Consider the following 19307-nt stretch of genomic DNA (forward strand, 5'->3'; position numbering starts at 1 on the left):
TGCCCTGCACTGCCTATGCGGCAGTAAGAGCGAACCGCAGTATTGACCTAGATTTCCTGAGCTGCGTATTCCGCAGTGACTTGCAAGATGACTTGCCAGTCGTATAGTAGCAGGACGCGGACTGAATTTTTTCGAACTGGGGTTTTGACATAGATGGTTAAAAACCCGGAATTGCTGGCAGGCAATTCCGGGTGGAAAGCAGAAGCCGGGTGCGAGTCCGGGCCTAGCACTGAGATTTGAAGTGCAAAGGAGGATATGAAGTGTTTAATCGACGCTTGGGAAGAAGAGTCGCATGAGGGATTGACCCTCCCAACACCCCACGACAGCTTGCTGCCGTGGGGATTCTACACGCGCGACTTATCAAAGGTCGAACGAAAGGATTCTCAATGAATGCAGAGCCAGGACAGACATTACGTTCCGAACGCTTCCGCACAGCCATCGCCGCTTTCATCGAAGCACGACGGCAGGCCAAGCTGAAGGACGAGGAAGGCGAGGACGCCACCGGAGCGGCGTCGAAATACGACTACGGGACCTGGTTGGCCGACGCCGCGCGCCGGGTGGGCCAGATCCAGGCCGTCACCCATGTGCTCAAGGCCACCCATCCCGATGCGCGCGGCAGCAGCCTGCACGTACCGCCCGGCGACCTGCCGCGGCATGCCGAGATCGGCAGCCACCTTCTGGGCGATGACTATGCGCAGGACGTGGTCGGCAACGCCGCCGCGCTGGACGTGTTCAAGTTCCTCAAGATCGAGATCGAGGGACGACGGCTGCTGGGCTGGATGCAGGCCGGCGACAGCGACCTGCGCGCCGCCCTGCACGCCGACGCCGAAGTCGCCGACGGTTGGATGCAGGCATTCGGTGCCTTGGTACGTAGCGATCCGCAAGCGCTTTCGCACGCGCAGGCCAAGCAGGTCTACTGGCTGGTAGGCGACCAGCCGACCGACGATACGCAGTACCACCTGCTGCAGCCGATGTTCTCCAGCACACTGGCGCATGCGGTGCACGCGGACATCCAGGATGCCCGCTTCGGCGAGACGAACAAGCTGGCGCGCCAAGCATGGCGCGCCAGGGAGCCGCATGCCGGCAGCTACCGCGATTACCGCAACCTGGTGGCACGCAAGCTCGGCGGCACCAAGCCGCAGAACATTTCCCAGCTCAACAGCGAGCGTGGCGGCGTGAACTATCTGCTGGCGTCGCTACCACCGACCTGGACGCAGGATCGGCCACGCAACCTGCTGAAGATCGGTTCGGCCATCGACCGGCTCGGCTATTTCAACGGCGTTCGCGCCATGGTGAAGCAGCTATCCGATTTCCTGCTGACAGAACCGCCGTCCAACCAGCAGACGCGCGGTACCCGTGAACGGATCGAGCAAGAACTTGGCGCGCAGCTGGCACTGTTCGCCGCAGAAACCCACGCCCGCTTCCCACCCGGCTGGACCCGCGATGCTGACTGCCAGCTTCCGCTGTACGAACGGCTGTGGCTGGACCCGGAGCGAGCCGAACTACCCGTTCGCATCGATCCACAACACCCCGAATGGACCCAGGACGATGAAGCCTTCAACGCTGCCCACACCTTCGGCGACTGGCCGGACGCGGTCGCCGATCACTTCGCCAACTGGGTCAACGCGCGGCTGCACGCAGCCGGGCTGACCAGCGTCGGCGACAGCGAACACCGCCACTGGGCCAGACAGGCGATCGTCGACGCAGCTTGGCCAGTGCCGCTGCAACGGCGCCCGCTCGCGGGGAGTCACCCATGAATGCCTGTCCCGCTTTCAGTCATCTGCTGGTGTTGCCCCGCCTGCAGGTGCACAACGCCAACGCCGTCTCCAGCCCGCTGACGCATGGTTTCCCGTCGATGACCGCGCTGCTGGGAGTCATGTGGGCGCTGCAACGCAAGACCCATGCTATCGGTCTGGACCTGGCATTTCGGGCGGTTGGAGCGATTTGCCATGACCACCAGGAGCACGTGACGCAGGGCGGCTTCGTCAAGGCGTTCCATCTGACGCGCAACCCGGTCGGCAAGGACGGCAAGACCGTCGCCATCGTCGAGGAAGGCCGTATCCATCTGGAGCTGAGCCTGTTGCTTGGCGTGCAAAGCAAGCGCTGGATGGACGACCCGCATGCCCATCAGGGCGACACGGCCAAAGTGGCCGAGATTCTCGCCGGCATGCGCATCGCCGGCGGCAGCGTGCAGCCACCGGCGATGCCATCGCGGCACCGCTACCAGCCATGGACGCTGGACCTGACCGGCACCGAGGACGACCGTACCGCGCAATTCCGCAAGACGCGCATGCGGCTGCTGCCCGGCTTCGCGCTGGTGGAACGTGGCGACCTACTCGACACCCGTGTCGCCGAACTGCAGGCCATCAACCCTGCCGCCACCCGGCTCGATGCGTGGCTATCGTTGTCGCGCATCAATTGGCACCACCGCCCGGGCGAGCACCCGAAAGACGACAGCGCATGGAGCAACGACCGCAGCGGAAGCGGCTGGATCGTACCTATCCCGGTGGGCTACGGCGCGCTGAGCGATTTACATGCGGCTGGCAGCGTGGCCAACGCACGTGATGCCAGCACACCGTTCCGCTTCGTCGAAAGCCTTTACTCGCTTGGGCAGTGGATCAGCCCGCACCGCCTGGACACCCCGCAACAGTTGCTCTGGTACGCAAGCAACTCCCCGGACCGGGGGCTATACCGTTGCCGCAACGACTTTGCCACTGCAACAACCGTGTCCGAACTGCACGACGATTTCAATTTCGCTCTCGACTGACCGACCTCACGACAAGGAATTCCAACATGGCAACCGAACTCAAGACCGCCTCTGTTCTCGCCTTCGAGCGCAAACTCGACCCGTCCGACGCATTGTTGTTTTCCGGCAGCTGGGCCTCGCGCGCCGCATCCGACGATTGGAAGCCCGTCAAGTTGCGCGAGAAATCCGTGCGCGGCACCATCTCCAACCGGCTCAAGACCAAGGATCAGGATCCGGCCAAGCTCGATGCGGCGATCGAGAATCCCAACCTGCAGACCGTGGACGTGGCCGCCTTGCCGCTGGAGGCAGACACGCTGAAGGTACGATTCACCTTGCGCGTGCTTGGTGGCACGGGCGATCCCTCGGCCTGCAACGATGCCGACTATCGCAAGAAACTTGCCGCCACGGTCGCCGGCTACGTGCAACAACACGGCTTCGACGCTCTCGCCCAGCGCTATGCAGCCAATCTCGCCAATGGACGCTTCCTCTGGCGTAATCGCATCGGCGCAGAACAGGTGGAGGTTCATGTGGCGCACCTGAAGAACGGGACACCCGCCGCGCAATGGACGTTCCAGGCACACGCACACTCGTTGCGCAGCCTGCAGGCTCCAGCGGCTGAAACCGCGGATCTGGCTGCTTTGTCCGCGCTGGTCGCCTCCGCGCTGGCGGGCAGCACACATGTGCTGCTGCAGGTTACCGCCTTCGCCCGCGTAGGCGCGGGCCAAGAGGTATTCCCCTCCCAGGAGTTGATCCTGGACAAGGGCAGCAGCAAGAAGAGCAAGACGCTTTACCACGTCGGCGAGGGCGACAACGCCGTGGCCGCCATCCATTCGCAGAAGATCGGCAACGCGTTGCGCACCATCGACACCTGGTACCCGGAGGCTGAAGAGAATGGCCCGATTGCGGTCGAACCGTATGGCTCGGTCACCACGCAAGGCAGGGCCTACCGGCAGCCCAAAGCCAAGCTGGATTTCTACAATCTGCTCGACGGCTGGGTGATCAAGGACAAGTTGCCGGAGCCAGAACAACAGCACTTCGTGATCGCCACGCTGATCCGGGGCGGCGTCTTCGGCGACGCGGGCTGACGCTATGGACCACTATGTGGATATCCAACTTCGCCCCGACCCGGAGCTTGCGCCGCATCAACTGCTCAGCGGCCTATATGTTCGCCTGCATCGGATGCTTGCGCAGCACGGGCGACAGGACATCGGCGTCAGCTTCCCCCGCTACGATTTGCGCAAGCCCACCCTGGGTACCCACGTGCGCCTGCATGGATTACTTGCTTCGTTACATACAGTGATGGCCCTGCCTTGGCTGCAAGGCATGCAAGATCATCTGGCGGTATCGGACATCAACGCGGTGCCGGCTGACGCACAGCATCGACAAGTGACGCGGGTACAGGCCAAGAGCAGCCCGTCGCGCCTGCGCCGCCGGGCGATGCGGCGTCACGGACTGGATGCCGAAGCAGCGTTGCAGCGCATCCCGGATTCGGCCGCCGAACAGTTGCAACTGCCCTTCGTGGTTCTGGGCAGCCGCAGCACAGGGCAACCGTCGTTCCCACTCTTCATCCGGCAGGGCCCACTGTCGTCCACAGCACTACCGGGCATCTTCAATAACTATGGCCTGAGCCAGGACGCCACCATCCCCTGGTTCTGACCCTTTTTTCAGGAGCGGCACGCAGATCCTGAAAATCAACGACTTGGCGGGCCTCCCGGGAAAAGGGGCCCGTTCTTTTTGAGGGGTGCTTTTTCCGTAGCTTCAATGGGTTGAGTGATTTTTTGTCTAGTTCACTGCCGCGTAGGCAGCTCAGAAAAAGCTCGCTCACGCGCGCGCGCAACAGCACCAGTTCACTGCCGCGTAGGCAGCTCAGAAACGCATCCAGCAGCTCCTGCACCTTCGCCAGCGCGTTCACTGCCGCGTAGGCAGCTCAGAAATACGCAACCGCTTCGACGAGATGCGGCTGGACGTTCACTGCCGCGTAGGCAGCTCAGAAATGTCCAAGGTCGACAAGCACTCATCTGGGTGCGTTCACTGCCGCGTAGGCAGCTCAGAAATATGGCTCCGCGTCCGGCAAGGGTAGATTGGCGTTCACTGCCGCGTAGGCAGCTCAGAAAACCAGCGCAGACACGGTGCGCATCCTCATCAAGTTCACTGCCGCGTAGGCAGCTCAGAAAATGCCCATGCGGGTTGCAATTGCCAGGGCGGCGTTCACTGCCGCGTAGGCAGCTCAGAAATCATGGACGGACGCAATATACGCGCGTCGAGAGTTCACTGCCGCGTAGGCAGCTCAGAAAGTCATGCGACGCGTCTGGATGCCCAGGTTTACGTTCACTGCCGCGTAGGCAGCTCAGAAATCCGCCAGGAATGTTCTGGTATGCATGGGGCGGTTCACTGCCGCGTAGGCAGCTCAGAAAAAAGGCCGAAACATCCAGGCTGGTGCGCGCATGTTCACTGCCGCGTAGGCAGCTCAGAAAACGCGAGCAAGGCCATATCCAGGCAATGCATAGTTCACTGCCGCGTAGGCAGCTCAGAAATGGGTTTCCAGTAGCGCCGGGCTGCCGAGTCGGTTCACTGCCGCGTAGGCAGCTCAGAAAACGCCGGCACGCGCATGACGGGCCTGCCCACGGTTCACTGCCGCGTAGGCAGCTCAGAAATGGCCGTTGGTGAGGCGCATGCGCACGATGTGGTTCACTGCCGCGTAGGCAGCTCAGAAAGTCCTGCGAAAGAGCGACGACGACAGGCGCATGTTCACTGCCGCGTAGGCAGCTCAGAAAGCCTTCGAAGCGCACCTGCAGCGGCGCGCCGCGTTCACTGCCGCGTAGGCAGCTCAGAAAGGCGCGGAGATCCGCTATACCGCGGCGCCGGAGTTCACTGCCGCGTAGGCAGCTCAGAAATTGGTCGCCTTGCGGTACATCGCCGCATTGATGTTCACTGCCGCGTAGGCAGCTCAGAAAATGCAATCCCTCGCGAAAGCGCTGCCGAGCGGTTCACTGCCGCGTAGGCAGCTCAGAAAATGTTGACCACGCCCGAGAGCGGCTGCTCGTCGTTCACTGCCGCGTAGGCAGCTCAGAAATACTGGGAAGCCAAGGCAAAGCAGCTGGAGCTGTTCACTGCCGCGTAGGCAGCTCAGAAATGGAGGCCCACCGGTTGGAGTGGATCTTCGGTGTTCACTGCCGCGTAGGCAGCTCAGAAAATCGGGGACAGCGGCCGAGGCGCCGAAAACGTGTTCACTGCCGCGTAGGCAGCTCAGAAAAAGTGGTGCCCGCGCCCTTAGATGCGTCCGCGGTTCACTGCCGCGTAGGCAGCTCAGAAACCATTCGCGGGTTCCCGAATGGCTATTGGTATGTTCACTGCCGCGTAGGCAGCTCAGAAATTCAGCCCATTGATGCGCGCATAGGCGGCACGGTTCACTGCCGCGTAGGCAGCTCAGAAAAGCACGGGACCACGTTCAAAGCCAAGATTCCAGTTCACTGCCGCGTAGGCAGCTCAGAAAAAGATCGTTGCCGCCGCCGGCCAGGCCGCAATGTTCACTGCCGCGTAGGCAGCTCAGAAATCCTTGGCGATGCCGCCGATCACGTCCTCCACGTTCACTGCCGCGTAGGCAGCTCAGAAAAATCGATCTTGTTGCTGATCGACCATGATGCGGTTCACTGCCGCGTAGGCAGCTCAGAAAACCACCGACACAGCGCAGCAAGCCGGAGCACGGTTCACTGCCGCGTAGGCAGCTCAGAAATAATTGAGATTTGGGTATTGTGTGGTTGTAGCGTTCACTGCCGCGTAGGCAGCTCAGAAATGGGGCCGCAGCTGGTGGCGGCGAAGGTGCTCGTTCACTGCCGCGTAGGCAGCTCAGAAATGTACGGCATCAGCACGCCGCGGCGGATGGCGGTTCACTGCCGCGTAGGCAGCTCAGAAAAATACCGGCATCCCGGTGCTGGAAACGGTCATGTTCACTGCCGCGTAGGCAGCTCAGAAATCAGTAGGTGGTCGGTTCGACCATAGGTTCGCGTTCACTGCCGCGTAGGCAGCTCAGAAAGCACAGGGGCGGTGGTAGAAAACGACGATATTGTTCACTGCCGCGTAGGCAGCTCAGAAACTGCAGGTCCGCGATTGGGTCGGAAGGCTGGTGTTCACTGCCGCGTAGGCAGCTCAGAAATACTAGGAGAAGATCATGAAGGAACGTGTTTCGTTCACTGCCGCGTAGGCAGCTCAGAAATTGCAAGCTACCGCGTGCATAGCATCCACATCGTTCACTGCCGCGTAGGCAGCTCAGAAATACATCGAGCCCACGGAGGGCTGATCATGGAAGTTCACTGCCGCGTAGGCAGCTCAGAAAGCAGAGATTCACAGGCGATACCGCCTGCCAGCGTTCACTGCCGCGTAGGCAGCTCAGAAAACGCGCTTGAGCGCCACGACGTTCGTTCCAGCGTTCACTGCCGCGTAGGCAGCCCAGAAAATCAACATCGGCGCAGCTGTGTCGGGCACGACGTTCACTGCCGCGTAGGCAGCTCAGAAAGCCCCGAAGATCCTGCCCAGCGATCGGGCGCAGTTCACTGCCGCGTAGGCAGCTCAGAAATTTCCAGCCACAAGCGATCTGGAGCGCGCTGGGTTCACTGCCGCGTAGGCAGCTCAGAAAATTTCAGACGGCGGCCAGTGGAAGATGGCCGCGTTCACTGCCGCGTAGGCAGCTCAGAAAGCAAAATCCAAGGCCTCTCGTCCCGTCATCGTGTTCACTGCCGCGTATGCAGCTCAGAAAAGTGGAATCGACGCCTGCGCCTGAGTGGTTCGGTTCACTGCCGCGTAGGCAGCTCAGAAATTGGTAATGCCGATCTGGAGCTGTCCCACATCGTTCACTGCCGCGTAGGCAGCTCAGAAATCAACGCCACCACCTCTTCGGTGCTCGACTGGGTTCACTGCCGCGTAGGCAGCTCAGAAATCAACCGGGCCAAGACCCGCGGTACCCAGTCCGTTCACTGCCGCGTAGGCAGCTCAGAAATTGTCAAAGCCAAGGATCTTGGTCAATTGCGCGTTCACTGCCGCGTAGGCAGCTCAGAAAACGCAGCAAGGTCTTCGTGCATGTCAACGCAGGTTCACTGCCGCGTAGGCAGCTCAGAAATCGAGGAAGCCCTGCCGGATCTCCTCGGTGGTGTTCACTGCCGCGTAGGCAGCTCAGAAAAGCTGCACGGAGCGCAGCACCCCGGAACTGGCGTTCACTGCCGCATAGGCAGCTCAGAAAATGCACCACCGCCGACGGAATGGAGCTGCAACTGGGCAGCAACTACCTGGCACATTTCGTGCTCACCGCACGGCTACTGCCCTTGCTGCGCGCCGCCTCGGCACCGCGCGTGGTGAACCTGTCCAGCATTGCCCATCGCTCGGCGCGCATCGACTTCGACGACCTGCAGGGCGAACGCCCCTATCGCGCCTGGAAGGCGTACGGCCAGTCCAAATTGGCGATGCTGATGTTCAGCAGGCAGCTGCAGCGGCGCAGCGATGCGCACGGCTGGGGCCTGCGCGCAGTCGCCGCGCATCCGGGCATCGCGCAGACCGCCTTGATCGCCAATGGGCCGGCGGCTGGAGGTCGCCGCACGGCGATCGACCTGCTCACCCGATGGCTGGGTCCGGCCATCAGCCAGAGCGCAGCGGCCGGCGCCCTGCCCACGCTGTATGCGGCAACCGCGCCGCAGGCACAGGCCGGCGGCTACTACGGCCCGGGCGGGCTGTTCGAGCTCAAGGGCAGCCCGGCCCCGGCCAGCGTGGCCCGCCAGGCACAGGACCCGGACGTGGCGGCACGCCTGTGGGAAGCCTCATGCACGCTGACCGGCGAGATGTTCTGACCTGGGGCGGAGCCGTGCGCGCCCCCCTTGCGCGCACGGCATGGATGCGCAGGACGGCGCGGTGAAACGCGGCCATCGCTGCGCCGCTTACAGCCGGATCCACTCCAGCCCGTCGCCGCGCCGGTAATACACCGCCACCACCTTGCCATACACCGATGCGGCATCGACGAACCCGAAGTAACGTCCATCCAGGCTGTTGCCGCGATGGTCGCCCACCACCAGCAGCTTGCCCGCCGGCACCTGCACATCCTGCAGATCCGGCCCGCCGCCTGCATCCAGGTCCAACTGCGCCATGCGCGTGCCGAAACGTTCGCGCGTGGGGTCGTCGTCGATCTGCAGCGGCTGCCCGTTGATCGACAGATGCCCATCGTGCAGATCCACGCGGTCGCCGGCCACCGCCACCACGCGCTTGATCAGGCGGGTGCCGTCGCGTGGCGAATCGAACACCGCTACCTCGCCGCGCTGCGGGTGTGCGCCCTCGATGAGGACGTGGTTGCTCAGCGGCAACCGCCAGCCATAGGCATGCATGTCGACCACCACGCGATCGCCTGGCTGCAGCGTCGGCTGCATCGAGCCGGTCGGCACCTGGTAGTGATTGGCGAACGAGGAGCGCGCGGCGGTCAGCAGCACCAGCATGACCAGCAATGGCAATAGCTCCTTGCGCGACCAGCGGGCAGCGCGCTGCCAACGGCAGGAAGGGGAATGCGATAAGGGCATGACAGACCTGTCGGGCGGCAGCGAGCCACGTCGGCTCGAGGCGACGATGCGCCTGCATGGCAAGCGGCGATGGTGACGAAAGGCATGGCAGCGTGGGCGGCATCGGTCGCTGGCCTGCCTCTTCCTGGCTCACGGCGATTGCTGCCTGCGTTGTGTCTGCCGCCGGCATCGCCGCAACATGCCCGCTCGATCCGCACACCCGAAAACGGGATGGCGCATGGCCATCCCGTTCCGGTGTGCAGGCAACAGGTCGTGCATGCGGCCGGCCTCGCAGCAATGCAACGCTGACTCGGTCGACCCACGGTTTTCCAGCAGCGTCTTCACGCTGGGAGCCTTGCCAACGACGCAAGGAAAACGGGATGGCCGCAAGGCCATCCCGTCTTGGTTCATCGCTGGCAGCCGCGTGCGTCGCGCACGCAGGTGCCTCATTCGGTCAAGCCACGGTTTTCCAGCAGCGCTTTCACGCTGGGATCCTTGCCGCGGAAATCGCGGTACAGCGTGGCCAGGTCGACCGTGTTGCCGCGCGAGAGGATCTTGGCGCGGAAGGTGTCGCCGTTCTTGCGGGTCAGGCCACCGTTTTCCTTGAACCACTCGAACGCATCGTCATCGAGCACTTCCGACCAGAAGTACGCGTAGTAACCGGCCGAGTAACCGCCGCCCCAGATGTGATCGAAATAGGTGCTGCGGTAACGCGGCGGCACTTCGGCCAGGTCCACCTTGAAGCGCTTCAGCGCATCGGCTTCGAACTTGCTGACGTCCTGTAGCGGCGCATCGGCCGGCTGGGTGTGCCAGGCCAGATCCAGCAGCGCGGCCGACAGGTATTCGGTGGTGGCGTAGCCGCTGTTGAAGGTCTTGGCCTTCTTGATCTTTTCCACCAGCTCGGCCGGCATCGCTGCGCCGGTTTGATAATGCTTGGCGTAATTGGCGAAGACCTTGGGATCGGAGGCCCAGTGCTCGTTGAACTGCGAGGGGAATTCCACAAAATCGCGCGAGGTGCTGGTACCGGCGATCGAGGGGTACTTCACCTTGGAGAACATGCCGTGCAGCGCGTGGCCGAACTCGTGGAACAGCGTGGTGACGTCGTCGAAGCTCAGTAGCGCCGGCTGGCCGGCGGCCGGCTTGGTGAAGTTGCACACATTGTAGACCACCGGCTTGGCACCGGTGAGGCCGTCCTGTTCGACGAACACGTCCATCCAGGCGCCACCGGACTTGCTGTCGCGCTTGAAGTAGTCGGTGTAGAACAGCGCCATCGAGCTGCCGTCGGCATCGAAGACTTCATACACCTTCATGTCGGCGTGGTAGGTCGGGATGTCGGTGCGCTGTTTGAAGGTGATGCCGTACAGCTGCGTGGCCGCATAAAACACGCCGTTCTGCAGCACATTGTCCAGTTCGAAGTACGGCTTGATCTGCGATTCGTCCAGGTCGTACTTGGCCTTGCGCACCTGCTCGGCGTAGAAGTCCCAGTCGGAGGCGGCGAGCTTGAAATCGCCGGTCTTTGCATCAGCACGCTGCGCGTCGATGACCTTCTGCATCTCGGCCGCTTCGCGGCGTGCCTTGGCGGTGGCGGCCGGCACGGTGTCGGTCAGCAGCTTGAGCGCCGCTTCCGGGGTCTTGGCCATCTGGTCGCCCAGGCTGTAGGCGGCGTAGTTGTCGAACCCCAGCAGCTTGGCCTTTTGCGCGCGCAGCTGGGCCAGGCGCTGGATGGTCTGGCGGGTGTCGTTGGCATCGCCCTTTTCGGCGCGGGTTTCAGAGGCCTTGAGCACCTCGGCACGCAGCTGGCGGTCCTTCAGCGAGGCCAGCACTGGCTGCTGGGTGGTGTTCTGCAGGGTGAGCAGGTACTTGCCGTCGAGCTTGCGCGCCTTGGCGGCATCGGCGGCGGCGGCGATATCGCCCTCGCTCAGGCCGTCGAGCCGGGCCTTGTCGTCCACGACCACCGCACCGGCGGCCGAGGCGGCAACCAGACGGGTGTGAAACTGGGTGGAGAGGGTGGTTTCTTCCACGTTGAGCTTGCGCAGGCTGTCCTTGTCGGCATCGGACAGTTGCGCACCGGCGCGCACCAGTTCTTCGTAATCGCGCTCGAGCAGGCGCTTTTGTTCCGGCTCCAGGTTCAAGGTATCGCGCTGGTCGTAGAGCGTCTTGACGCGCGCGAACAGCTTGGGATCGAGATTGATCTCGTCCTGGTGTGCGGCCAGCTTGGGCGCGATCTCTTCCTGGATCTTCTGGCGTGCGTCGCTGGTATCGGCCTGGACCAGCCCGAAGAAGATGCGCGACACGCGCGTGAGCGTCTCGCCGCTGCGCTCCATGGCTTCGATGGTGTTGTCGAAGGTGGGCGGCTCGTTGTTGTCGGCGATCTTGCGCATGTCGGCCAGGTGCTGGCGCATGCCCTCCTCGAAGGCCGGCAGGTAATCGGCGTCCTTGATCTTGTCGAACGGCGGCGCCTGGAACGGCAATGTGCTGGCGGTCAGCAGCGGGTTCGGCGCGGCATCGGCGGCGGGGGTGACGGTGTTCTCGGACACGGGGGTGGACTCCTTACCGGACGGCTCTTTTCCAGAACATGCGGCCAGTGCCAGGGTGATGGCAGCGGCCAGAACGACGGTACGCGACATGGCGTGTAATTCCTGAGTGGTTGGTACGGCAGCCGGTCACGCTAGCGGGTTTGCGCGGCGGTGGCATGTGCCGTTGGCTGGGGCCGCTGAACGGCGCCCTCATCCGCCCTTCGGGCACCTTCTCCCGCAGGCGGGAGAAGCGTGGAGCCACGAGCGGGAGCGGGGAAGCTACGGCGAGGTTGCGGTGCGCGACTTGCGGGCAGAGTGGCTGGGCGAGGTCGTGCGGCTGCAGGCGAGGTGGGGCTGCCCGCCGGGGTGGGGCTGCCCGCGGCGGCTGCCCGCGCACGCAAGGCAGCCGGCGGGCGGGCGGTCGCTGGAGACCGCCGCCGGCTGGAGGTCGTCGGCACCAGCTGCGCCAATGCTGCCGGGCGGCGAGCGCCCCGCACCGGTACGCAGCGCGTCCTTACAGCGTCTCGTCCTTGAAGATGGCCACATGCGGGGTGCCGTCCGCGCCGATCCAGCCGCGGTACATGCCTTCGGTATTGAACGGAAATGCGATGTTGCCCTGCGCGTCCAGCGCAATGGCGCCGCCATCGCCGCCGGCGGTGGGAATCTCCTGGTCGATCACCGCCTCGGCCGCCTGCTGCAACGAGTGCCCGGCGTATTTCATGCGCGCGCAGATATCGTAGGCCGCCACCGCGCGGATATAGAACTCGCCCCAGCCGGTGCCGGAGACCGCGCACTGCGCATTGGCGTAGGTGCCGGCGCCGATGATGGGCGCATCGCCGACGCGGCCGTAGCGCTTGTTGGTCATGCCGCCGGTGGAGGTGCCGGCGGCCAGATGGCCGTCGCGGTCCAGCGCCAGTGCGCCGACGGTGCCGAAATGCCTGGCGGTTTCCAGCTCCAGCGCGGCCTGCGCCTGGCGGTCGCCGGCCTCGGCCTTGAGCGCCTTCTGCAGCTGCTGCCAGCGCTTGTCGGTGCGGAAATAGCTTGGATCGACCAGGGTGACGCCCTGCTCGCGCGCGAATTGCTCGGCGCCGTCGCCGACCAGCATCACGTGCCTGGAGCGGTCCATCACGCGGCGCGCCAGCTGGATCGGGTTCTTGACCGTGTGCACGCCGGCAATCGCCCCGGCCTTGCCGCTGGCGCCATCCATGATGGCCGCGTCCAGCTCGTTCTTGCCGTCGTGAGTGAACACCGCACCGCGCCCGGCATTGAACTGCGGCGCATCCTCCAGCACGGAGATGGTGGCTGCCACTGCATCGACCGCACTGCCGCCGCGGTTCAACACCGCATGCCCGGCGCGCAGCGCGCGTTGCATCGCCTCACGCGCCTGGGCTTGTTCGTCGGGCGAGAGGCTGGATTTCTCCACGCCCGCACCACCGTGGATGACCAGCATCGGCGTGGCCGCGAGCGCCGGGCCGGTACACAGCAACAAGGACAGGCAGAGCGCACGGACGGATAAGCTGATCATGGTGTTTCCTCCTTGCAAGTGATCAAGATACTCGGTGGGGCGGGCACGGGCCGGCTCTCTGTCGCAAGCGAGCAGGACATGTTCGGCTTCGAGCGAGACGTTCGGTTGCAAGTAACCGCAGCGCCAAAGTGGGGTGCTGCACGAATCACGCAAGAGCTGAAGCAGCCAACCGATGAACAACATCTGGCCTGCGCGTCTTTCAGGGAAGATCGCGCATTGCATGGGACAGTCGTTGCTGAAACCTCGTCCCCAACATGCGATCCACCGCGCCGAGCCTGGTGACCTCACTCTCGGGATCGAACGACCGGCCTTGCAGCACCGCCTCCGCATCGTTGTGCAGTGCATACGCCAGGTGCGCGGCGGCACGCACCGATGGAGGCGATTCACTCTGGCTTCCGAGGTGCCCGGCCAGCATGCGCCGGAGCTCATACAACGCGAATGCGAACAACTGTTCCAGGGTGATGTTCATTCGAACACTCTCTTCCTGTGCTCGTAGGCCTGATTGCCTTGCCGCGCACCGCATCGTGTTTCCAAGCAGCCGCGGCACTGGGTGGACTCACACGCACGTGCCGCGACTCGTCCGCGTCCTACAACGTATCGCGGTGCTTGCCGCGCCACGGGCGGTACCAGCTGCGGATGGCGGCGATGTCGGCCGCCATGTCGGTGCCAGTCCAGAACGGCTCGCCGATGCCCACGGTCTTGCTGGGGTAGTCGAAATACACCGGCAGGATCGGCACCTGCGCGTCGGAGGCGATCTTCCAGAAGCCGGCCTTCCACTGCTCCACCCGCTTGCGCGTACCTTCGGGGGTGATCACGTACCACATCTGCTCGGAATTGCGGATCAGCCGCACCGCCTGGCCGATGGTGCCCTGGGGCGAGCTGCGGTCCAGCGGGATGCCGCCGAGCTTGCGCAGCAGCGGGCCCAGCGGCCACCAGAACAGCTGCGCCTTGCCCAGCACGCGCACTTCGAAGCCCAGCGCGAACTTGGCCGCAAAGCCCAAAAAGCCGTCCCAGTTGGACGAATGCGGCGCCACGATCATCACCAGCTTGGGCTCGTCGGGCAGCCGCCCGAGCAGGCGCCAGCCGGTCAGACGCAGCGCTGTGCGGCCCAGCCAGCGGCCGAAGCGGCCGTGCGCACGCGGCATTCTGGGCGGGGATGGCTGCAGCAGGATGTTGGCCTGTGTTACCGGTGGCAACGACGGGTCGGGTTGACTCACGCTTACTCCCAGTGGGACGCCGAGCGTCCACGCTTGATCTGACTGCGCTCACGCTTGGCATCCAGCCGCCGCAGCTTGGCGCCATGACTCGGTTTGGTGGCGACCCGGCGCTTTGGCACCGACAGGCACGCACTGATGATCTCGGCCAGCCGCTCGCGCGCATCGTCGCGGTTGCGGTCCTGGGTGCGGAAGCGCTGTGCGTCGATCACCAGCACGCCCTCGGCGGTCATGCGGCGGTCGCGCCGCGACAGCAGCCGCGCACGCAACGGCTCGGGCAGCGACGGCGATCCAGCCACGTCGAAGCGCAGCTCCACCGCGGTGGAGACCTTGTTGACGTTCTGCCCACCGGCGCCGCTGGCGCGCACGAAGCGTTCGACGAGTTCGCTGGGCGGAATCGTCAGGCTGGGGGTGATCTGGATCGGGTCGCTGGCCATACGCGTCGATTGTATCGGCAGCGGCATGCATGCGCGCGCGAACGCCGGCTTCCCGTATGCTGCGGCCGGTTCCCACTGCAGGATGCTCCGATGACACCCGATTCGCTCGCCGCCGTACGCGCCCTTGCGCGCCGCCTGAGGCTGCTCGCCTTGCTGGCCCTGGCCGCCCCGGCCGCGCTGGCGCAGGCGCCCACCGATGCCGACGTCAACCGCCTGCTGGCCGCCTCGCGCGCGCAGACCATGCTGGACACCATGTTGCCGCAGATCGAGGCGATGCAGCAGCAGCAGTTCGCCCAGCTCACCGCGCAGCGCCAGCTCGATGCCGCCCAGCAGGCACAGCTGCAGCGCATCCAGGAGCGCACCCGCCAGACCGTGCGCAAGGCGCTGTCCTGGTCGGAGCTGCGGCCGATGTACGTGGACATCTACAAGCGCTCGTTCTCGCGCGAGGACGTGCTGGCGATGGCCGAGTTCTACGAGAGCTCGGCCGGCCAGAGCCTGCTGGACAAGACCCCGGCGCTGACCCAGAACCTGATGGGTGCCATCCAGCAGAAGATGCTGCCCCTGTTTGCCGATCTGCAGAAGGATCTCGAGCAGATCGTCAATACGCCTGCCCCGGCAAGGAAGCCTTGAGGGGCGGGATTGGAGAATCGAGATTTGGGAGTGGGAACCGCGTGATCGCTGCGACGGGTGTGGGCGTGGGATTGGACTGCGTTGTTGGTGACGGCAGTGCTCTACCTGTTCGGTGACGGAAGAACACGGTGCGTTCTTCTCTTTGCGGGAGAGCGCCTGTTACGAGCCGACCCCCATCCGCCCTTCGGGCACCTTCCCCCGCAGGCGGGGGAAGGAAGCAGCACGGGGAGGCGAGCATTGGGCGTCGCGCTCGAGCGCCTCTTCCGCCCGCGCGCCCGAGCCCCTTTCCCGCTCGCGTGCTCAAGCCCCCTCTCCCGCTCGCGCGCCCGAGCCCCTATCCCGCTCGCGTGCTTGAGCCCCTCTCCCGCCCGCGGGAGAGGGGTTGGGGTGAGGGACGCTTGCGCGGATGTCCAGCGGACTGAGTGGACGTCTCGATCTCCGAACCAGGCACGCCACATCACGCAGGCTGCATGACTCCCAACCCCGCCATCTCCCACCCGAACAACGCACACGCCTTGGAAAATTCCACATCCAGCGGTGCGGTGACGCTGATACGCCTGCCGTCGGCCGGGTGCGGAAATTCCAGGCGTTCGGCATGCAGCAGCATGCGGTGGATGCCGAGCATGCGGAAGCTGCGGTTGTGGCGGCCATCGCCATGGCTGGTGTCGCCGATCATGTGATGCGACAGGTGCTTCATGTGGCGGCGGATCTGCCGGAAGCGGCCGGTCTGTGGCTGGCAGCGCAGCAACGCATAGCGCGAAGTGGTAAACCCGGTGGACGGGATGTCCAGCTCACCGGTGGCAAGACGTTGGAAATGGGTCACCGCCGGCTTTTTCACCGGTTTGCCCGGGCCGCCATCCAGGTCGTGGTCGACGACGAACTGCGCCTCGGCCGGCCAGCCGCGGCATACGGTCAGGTAGTGCTTGTCCACCTCGCCGGCCATCAGCGCCTTGCCCAGCGCGCTGGCGCTGTCGCGATCAAAGGCCAGCAGCAGGCAGCCGCTGGTGGCGCGGTCGAGCCGGTGCACCAGGAAGATCGGCCGGCCCAGCTGTTCGCGCAGGCGGTCGGCCAGGAAGTCGTCTTCCCCACGCGCCAGCTTGCTGTCGTGGACCATCAGGCCCGCGGGTTTGTCGACGACGGCCAGGACCTCGTCCTGGTAGAGAATCTGCAGATGCTTGGGGGATGTGCTCACCGGCGGATTATCCGCATCGCTGACACCGCGTGCCACTGCGTCGGCACTGCCCCGCGCTGGCCCATGCCGCTCTCCGGCAGCGCACTGGCGCCGCGCACCGCAGGGCGTGCGCGGCGCAGCCAACGCGCCGCCTAGCGGCGCAGCCAGGCCACCAGCAATGCGGCCGAGCCGGCGCCGCCGCTGATCCAGCTCCACACCGGCACCGTGCCCAGGTACCAGCCGTCCGGATGCAGGCCGTACAGCACCGCGGCGACCACCAACAGCCCGCTGCCGGTGATGGCGGTGACCACGCGGGTCTGCAGCTTGCGCAGACTCAATTCCAGCGCGCGCAGTTCGGTGGAGCGGATCTCCAGCTGATGGCGGCCTTCCACCTGCTGTTTCAGCCAGCTGTGCACCAGGCGCGGCATGTCCGGCGCATGGGTCATGATCTCCGGTAGCCGTTTGCCCAGCTCGCCGAGCACGCGGCGCGGGCTGTAGCGCTCGCGCAGGATGCGTTCGAGCACCGGACGCGCCACCGCCCAGATGTCCAGCTTGGGGTCGAGCTGGCGGCCCACCCCTTCGATGTTGAGCAAGGTCTTCTGCAGCAGGATCAGCTGCGGCTGCAAGGTCAGCTCGTAGCGCTGCGCCACGCGGAACAGCTTGATCAATACCTGCGCCAGCGAGATTTCCGACAGCGGCCGGGTGAAATACGGCTCGCACACCGAGCGCGCTGCCGCTTCCAGTTCGTCGATGCGCACGTTCGAGGGCATCCAGCCCGCTTCAACGTGCAGCTCGGCCATGCGGCGGTAATCCTTGTGGAAGATCGCCATGAAGTTCTCGGCCAGGTAGTACTGATCTTCCTGCGAGAGCTGGCCCATGATGCCGAAATCCAGCGCGATGAAGCGCGGATTGAGGCGGCGCTCCGGGTCCGCATCGACCCAGATGTTGCCGGCATGCGCATCGGCGTGGAAGAAGTTGTCGCGGAACACCTGGGTGTAGAACACGCGCACGCCCTTGGCCGCCAGCGCCTTGCGATCGATGCCGGCCGCATCGAGCCTGGCGATGTCGTCGGAGGGAATGCCGTACACGCGCTCCAGCGTGAGCGCGCGCTCGGCGGTGTGCGACCAGATCACTTCCGGCACGTACAGATCGTCCGAGCCTTCCCAGAACCGGCGCAGCACGCTGGCGTTGGCGCCTTCGCGCTGCAGGTCCAGTTCGGCAGCCAGGGTGCCTTCGATCTCGGCCACCACTTCGCGTGGGCGGATCTTCTCGGCGCGCGGATGGGTGCGTTCGACCAGCGTGGCCAGCGAGTGCAGCAGCGCGATATCGGCATCGATCTGGCGCTCGATGTCCGGGCGCAGCACCTTGACCACCACCGCGCGGCGCACGCCGTTGGCGTCGGGCGGCAGCGTGGCCGCATGAACCTGCGCGATGGAGGCAGATGCCAGCGGCACGGTGTCGAAGGAGGCGAACGCCACGCTGACCGGCAGGCCCAGCGCAGCTTCGACGATCAGCCGGGCGGCCTCGCCGTCGAACGGCTTGACCCGGTCCTGCAGCAAGGTGAGTTCTTCGGCCACGTCGGCCGGAATCAGGTCGCGCCGGGTCGACAGGATCTGCCCGAACTTGACGAAGATCGGCCCAAGCTCCTGCAAGGCCAGCCGCAGCCGCGCACCGCGCGATTGTGCGGCGATTTCGGCACTGGCACGCGGCACGAACGGTTTGGCCAGGCGCAACCAGCGCTCGGCCGGGGTGCCTTCGAGCAAGGCATCCAACCGGTAGCGCAGAATCACACGGCCGATGCGGCTGGCCCGCAGGATCGCCTTCATGCCGCGCCTCCGGCGGCGCGCAGGCGGGTGACGCGTGCAGCCAGGCGTTCGACAGCGTCGCGCAGCTCGTCCACGTCATCGTGGAAAGCCTCAAGCTCGGCACGCGGCACCACATCGCGCGATTCTTCGGTGACGAATTCGGCCGCGCTGTGCGCCAGATCCACCGCGCTGCGCCGTACCTGCTGCAAGGCGGCACGCACCGCGCCGGCGATCTGCACGCCCAGGATCTCGCCAAACACCGCCACGAACGGCAGCTGCCAATCCGGATCGAAGCGCCCGGCCAGCTGCTGCAGCTGACGCGCCAGCTCCGCATCGCCAGAGACCTTGAGCCGCCCCGCCGGCGCACCGCTGCGGCGCGCGTTGGCCAGCAACGGCAATTGCCCAAGCAGGCCGGCCAGGCTGCTGCGCACCGCCAGGTCCGGTTCCTGCGCCGGGTCGACCGGCCCAACCAGCAGCCGGCGTTCGTGCACGCGGATCTGCAGCGCCAGGGCGGGCGCGTCCAGGGTCAGCGCGATGCGCTGGCCTTCCAGCGGCAGCAGGGCGTCGCGGGTATCCGGGTCCAGTGCCAGCGCGCGGTTGAGCGCTGCCTGCAGGGCCTGGCCGGCGAGGGGCTTGAATGAGTCGAAGAATGATCCGGGCATGGCGGCATTCTACCGCCACCGCATGTCGCAGCCGCCTGACGGCGGTCTGCCTGCCGCTGCTGCTGCCGCTG

General features: G+C 65.0%; 15 protein-coding genes and 1 CRISPR repeat array. Of the genes, 6 read left to right on the forward strand and 9 right to left on the reverse strand.

Features of this window, described 5'->3' with window-relative positions; all coding sequences use genetic code 11:
- Positions 1–386 precede the first annotated feature (386 nt).
- From csy1 to ACCQ05_RS20450, 5 genes are all read left to right on the forward strand, one after another.
- Positions 387–1757: a type I-F CRISPR-associated protein Csy1 gene (gene csy1 / locus ACCQ05_RS20430; RefSeq protein WP_372392290.1), complete on the forward strand. Its 1371-nt coding sequence runs from the start codon at positions 387–389 to the stop codon at positions 1755–1757.
- The gene (csy2, locus tag ACCQ05_RS20435; protein WP_372392291.1) at positions 1754–2767 is read left to right on the forward strand and encodes a type I-F CRISPR-associated protein Csy2; all 1014 of its coding nucleotides are present in this window, start codon (positions 1754–1756) and stop codon (positions 2765–2767) included. The genes csy1 and csy2 overlap by 4 nt, the downstream gene beginning before the upstream one ends.
- Positions 2695–3831, forward strand: coding sequence for a type I-F CRISPR-associated protein Csy3 (gene csy3, locus ACCQ05_RS20440; protein ID WP_372392293.1), 1137 nt, complete (start codon positions 2695–2697; stop codon positions 3829–3831). Before csy2 ends, csy3 begins: the two co-directional genes overlap by 73 nt.
- Positions 3832–3835: 4 nt before the next feature.
- On the forward strand, positions 3836–4402 hold the full coding sequence (cas6f, locus tag ACCQ05_RS20445) for a type I-F CRISPR-associated endoribonuclease Cas6/Csy4 (protein WP_372392294.1): 567 nt from the start codon (positions 3836–3838) through the stop codon (positions 4400–4402).
- Positions 4403–4531: 129 nt separating this feature from the next.
- Positions 4532–7979: a CRISPR direct-repeat array (repeat unit 28 nt; unit sequence GTTCACTGCCGCGTAGGCAGCTCAGAAA).
- Between the two features lie 19 nt (positions 7980–7998).
- Entirely contained in the window at positions 7999–8580 is a 582-nt protein-coding gene (locus ACCQ05_RS20450) for an SDR family NAD(P)-dependent oxidoreductase (RefSeq protein WP_372392295.1), read from the forward strand.
- Between the two features lie 87 nt (positions 8581–8667).
- Here ACCQ05_RS20450 and lepB read toward each other — a convergent pair whose 3' ends face one another.
- The 6 genes from lepB to arfB form a co-directional block, all read right to left on the reverse strand.
- Positions 8668–9297, reverse strand: coding sequence for a signal peptidase I (gene lepB / locus ACCQ05_RS20455; RefSeq protein ID WP_372392296.1), 630 nt, complete (start codon positions 9295–9297; stop codon positions 8668–8670).
- A gap of 425 nt (positions 9298–9722) precedes the next feature.
- Positions 9723–11903 carry a peptidyl-dipeptidase Dcp gene (gene dcp / locus ACCQ05_RS20460; RefSeq protein ID WP_372392298.1) on the reverse strand — a complete coding sequence of 727 codons (2181 nt, stop codon included), beginning with the start codon at positions 11901–11903 and terminating at the stop codon, positions 9723–9725.
- A gap of 403 nt (positions 11904–12306) precedes the next feature.
- Positions 12307–13317, reverse strand: coding sequence for an isoaspartyl peptidase/L-asparaginase family protein (locus ACCQ05_RS20465; protein ID WP_372392299.1), 1011 nt, complete (start codon positions 13315–13317; stop codon positions 12307–12309).
- Positions 13318–13516: 199 nt separating this feature from the next.
- Positions 13517–13786, reverse strand: coding sequence for a hypothetical protein (locus ACCQ05_RS20470; RefSeq protein ID WP_372392301.1), 270 nt, complete (start codon positions 13784–13786; stop codon positions 13517–13519).
- Between the two features lie 118 nt (positions 13787–13904).
- Positions 13905–14534: a lysophosphatidylcholine acyltransferase gene (locus ACCQ05_RS20475; RefSeq protein WP_372392302.1), complete on the reverse strand. Its 630-nt coding sequence runs from the start codon at positions 14532–14534 to the stop codon at positions 13905–13907.
- A 2-nt stretch (positions 14535–14536) separates the two neighbouring features.
- On the reverse strand, positions 14537–14968 hold the full coding sequence (arfB, locus tag ACCQ05_RS20480) for an alternative ribosome rescue aminoacyl-tRNA hydrolase ArfB (protein WP_047694425.1): 432 nt from the start codon (positions 14966–14968) through the stop codon (positions 14537–14539).
- Positions 14969–15058: 90 nt separating this feature from the next.
- On the opposite strand from arfB, the gene ACCQ05_RS20485 reads away from it, so the two are divergent.
- A complete protein-coding gene (locus tag ACCQ05_RS20485; protein ID WP_372392303.1) occupies positions 15059–15598 on the forward strand; it encodes a DUF2059 domain-containing protein in 540 nt (179 codons plus the stop codon).
- Between the two features lie 457 nt (positions 15599–16055).
- On the opposite strand, the gene ACCQ05_RS20490 is transcribed toward ACCQ05_RS20485, so the two are convergent.
- The 3 genes from ACCQ05_RS20490 to ACCQ05_RS20500 form a co-directional block, all read right to left on the reverse strand.
- Positions 16056–16826, reverse strand: a complete 771-nt coding sequence (locus ACCQ05_RS20490; protein WP_372392304.1) for a pseudouridine synthase — start codon at positions 16824–16826, stop codon at positions 16056–16058.
- 95 nt (positions 16827–16921) lie between these two features.
- Entirely contained in the window at positions 16922–18595 is a 1674-nt protein-coding gene (gene ubiB / locus ACCQ05_RS20495; protein WP_228963238.1) for a ubiquinone biosynthesis regulatory protein kinase UbiB, read from the reverse strand.
- Positions 18592–19236, reverse strand: a complete 645-nt coding sequence (locus tag ACCQ05_RS20500; protein WP_372392305.1) for a ubiquinone biosynthesis accessory factor UbiJ — start codon at positions 19234–19236, stop codon at positions 18592–18594. The genes ubiB and ACCQ05_RS20500 overlap by 4 nt, the downstream gene beginning before the upstream one ends.
- Between the last annotated feature and the right edge of the window lie 71 nt (positions 19237–19307).

This window comes from Xanthomonas sp. NCPPB 3582 (assembly GCF_041475735.2).
GTDB lineage: Bacteria > Pseudomonadota > Gammaproteobacteria > Xanthomonadales > Xanthomonadaceae > Xanthomonas > Xanthomonas codiaei.

Coding starts and splice junctions, on each gene's coding strand:
- dcp (WP_372392298.1), bottom strand. CDS start 11,903: ATGTCGCGTACCGTCGTTCTGGCCGCTGCCATCACCCTGGCACTGGCC.
- ACCQ05_RS20500 (WP_372392305.1), bottom strand. CDS start 19,236: ATGCCCGGATCATTCTTCGACTCATTCAAGCCCCTCGCCGGCCAGGCC.
- csy2 (WP_372392291.1), top strand. CDS start 1,754: ATGAATGCCTGTCCCGCTTTCAGTCATCTGCTGGTGTTGCCCCGCCTG.
- ACCQ05_RS20470 (WP_372392301.1), bottom strand. CDS start 13,786: ATGAACATCACCCTGGAACAGTTGTTCGCATTCGCGTTGTATGAGCTC.
- cas6f (WP_372392294.1), top strand. CDS start 3,836: ATGGACCACTATGTGGATATCCAACTTCGCCCCGACCCGGAGCTTGCG.
- ACCQ05_RS20465 (WP_372392299.1), bottom strand. CDS start 13,317: ATGATCAGCTTATCCGTCCGTGCGCTCTGCCTGTCCTTGTTGCTGTGT.
- ACCQ05_RS20450 (WP_372392295.1), top strand. CDS start 7,999: ATGGAGCTGCAACTGGGCAGCAACTACCTGGCACATTTCGTGCTCACC.
- csy1 (WP_372392290.1), top strand. CDS start 387: ATGAATGCAGAGCCAGGACAGACATTACGTTCCGAACGCTTCCGCACA.
- lepB (WP_372392296.1), bottom strand. CDS start 9,297: ATGCCCTTATCGCATTCCCCTTCCTGCCGTTGGCAGCGCGCTGCCCGC.
- ACCQ05_RS20485 (WP_372392303.1), top strand. CDS start 15,059: ATGACACCCGATTCGCTCGCCGCCGTACGCGCCCTTGCGCGCCGCCTG.
- ubiB (WP_228963238.1), bottom strand. CDS start 18,595: ATGAAGGCGATCCTGCGGGCCAGCCGCATCGGCCGTGTGATTCTGCGC.
- arfB (WP_047694425.1), bottom strand. CDS start 14,968: ATGGCCAGCGACCCGATCCAGATCACCCCCAGCCTGACGATTCCGCCC.